Raw genomic sequence first — 1,775 nt, 5'->3', positions numbered from 1 at the left:
GAATCACGATGGGCACAGGGTTGGCCTTCAGGCGGGTCTTCATCTGTTCAACGACCTGAAAGAAGTTCGCGCCGGTGCGGTCCATCTTGTTGACGAACGCCAGACGGGGCACCTTGTACTTGTTGGCCTGGCGCCAGACGGTTTCCGACTGGGGCTGCACGCCACCCACGGCACAATAGACCATGCAGGCGCCGTCCAGGACGCGCATGGAACGCTCCACCTCGATGGTGAAGTCCACGTGCCCCGGGGTGTCGATGATGTTGAAGCGGTGCTCCGGATAGGACATGTCCATGCCCTTCCAGAAGCAGGTGGTGGCCGCAGACGTGATGGTGATGCCACGTTCCTGCTCTTGCTCCATCCAGTCCATCGTGGCGGCACCGTCGTGCACTTCACCGATCTTGTGGTTCACACCGGTGTAGTACAGGATGCGTTCGGTCGTCGTGGTCTTGCCAGCGTCGATGTGCGCCGAGATACCGATGTTGCGGTAGCGCTCGATGGGGGTCTTGCGAGCCATGGTTCACTCCAAAGAGGAATTGCCGCCACCGGGATGTCCGGCGGCGGCCAGGGGACAGGGTTTTAGAAGCGGAAGTGCGAGAAGGCCTTGTTGGCCTCGGCCATGCGGTGCACTTCGTCACGCTTCTTCATGGCGCCGCCGCGGCCTTCGGAGGCTTCCAGCAGCTCATTGGCCAGGCGGGCAGCCATCGACTTCTCACCGCGCTTGCGGGCCGATTCCTTCAGCCAACGCATGGCCAGGGCCATCCGGCGGACGGGGCGAACTTCCACGGGAACTTGGTAGTTCGCACCACCGACGCGGCGGCTCTTGACTTCGACCATCGGCTTGACGTTGTTCAGCGCGACCATGAAGACCTCCAGCGGGTCCTTCTTGGCCTTCTGCTCAACCTGGTCGAGCGCACCGTAGATGATGCGTTCGGCCACGGCCTTCTTGCCGGATTCCATGATCACGTTCATGAACTTGGACAGATCCACCGATCCGAACTTCGGATCCGGCAGGATTTCGCGCTTGGGGACTTCGCGACGACGAGGCATTTCTCTTCCTTCATCTTCAGTTGGCGCCGGGATTCGCATTCCCGACACCGCGAGAGCACCATGACCACCTTGATTTCAAGACCGGTGGCAGGACCCTCACTTACTCGGTGGCTTCCGGACGTCCGGATTCACCGCAACTTCCACACCGCAAGCCTGACGGCCGGGCGTGACATCCTGTTTTCAAGAAAGCGGATCAGGCCTTCTTGGGGCGCTTGGCGCCGTACTTGGAACGCGCTTGCTTGCGATCCTTCACGCCTTGCAGGTCCAGAGAACCGCGGACGATGTGGTAACGCACACCCGGCAAGTCCTTCACACGGCCGCCGCGCACGAGCACGACGCTGTGTTCTTGCAGGTTGTGGCCTTCACCACCGATGTACGAGATGACCTCGAAACCGTTGGTCAGGCGCACCTTGGCCACCTTCCGCAGCGCCGAGTTCGGCTTCTTCGGGGTGGTGGTGTAGACGCGGGTGCAGACACCGCGGCGCTGCGGGCAGTTCTGCATCGCAGGCGACTTGGACTTCGTGACTTCGACCTGACGGCCGTGGCGCACGAGCTGGTTGATGGTGGGCATGGGTAACTTGTTCCCGTTTGAAGTTACGACGACAAAAAGGCACCAGGGCGCGCCGCCCTGCCAATGAAGCAGGTTCGCGCACCCCGACGCCACACGACCTTCGCGCCGGCCACGCGTGCCCGGGGTCACCCAGGGGCACCCCAATGGGCGCCTACGC

Annotated in this window: 3 protein-coding genes; all 3 read right to left on the bottom strand. The window is 62.3% G+C overall.

Annotated elements, in window-relative coordinates:
• Window positions 1-514, bottom strand: a 514-nt coding sequence (locus I73_RS25695) for a GTP-binding protein (RefSeq protein ID WP_040499472.1), incomplete at its 3' end; no start/stop codon positions are given.
• Window positions 515-576: 62 nt separating this feature from the next.
• A complete protein-coding gene (gene rpsG, locus I73_RS03305; protein ID WP_022979312.1) occupies window positions 577-1,047 on the bottom strand; it encodes a 30S ribosomal protein S7 in 471 nt (156 codons plus the stop codon).
• Window positions 1,048-1,240: 193 nt separating this feature from the next.
• Complete coding sequence (gene rpsL, locus I73_RS03300) at window positions 1,241-1,618, bottom strand: 30S ribosomal protein S12 (RefSeq protein ID WP_022979311.1); 378 nt, start codon at window positions 1,616-1,618, stop codon at window positions 1,241-1,243.
• Window positions 1,619-1,775 lie beyond the last annotated feature (157 nt).

The sequence above is a fragment of the Ideonella sp. B508-1 genome (assembly GCF_000333615.1).
GTDB lineage: Bacteria > Pseudomonadota > Gammaproteobacteria > Burkholderiales > Burkholderiaceae_C > Ideonella.
This window is presented reverse-complemented; position numbering and strand designations above follow the sequence as displayed.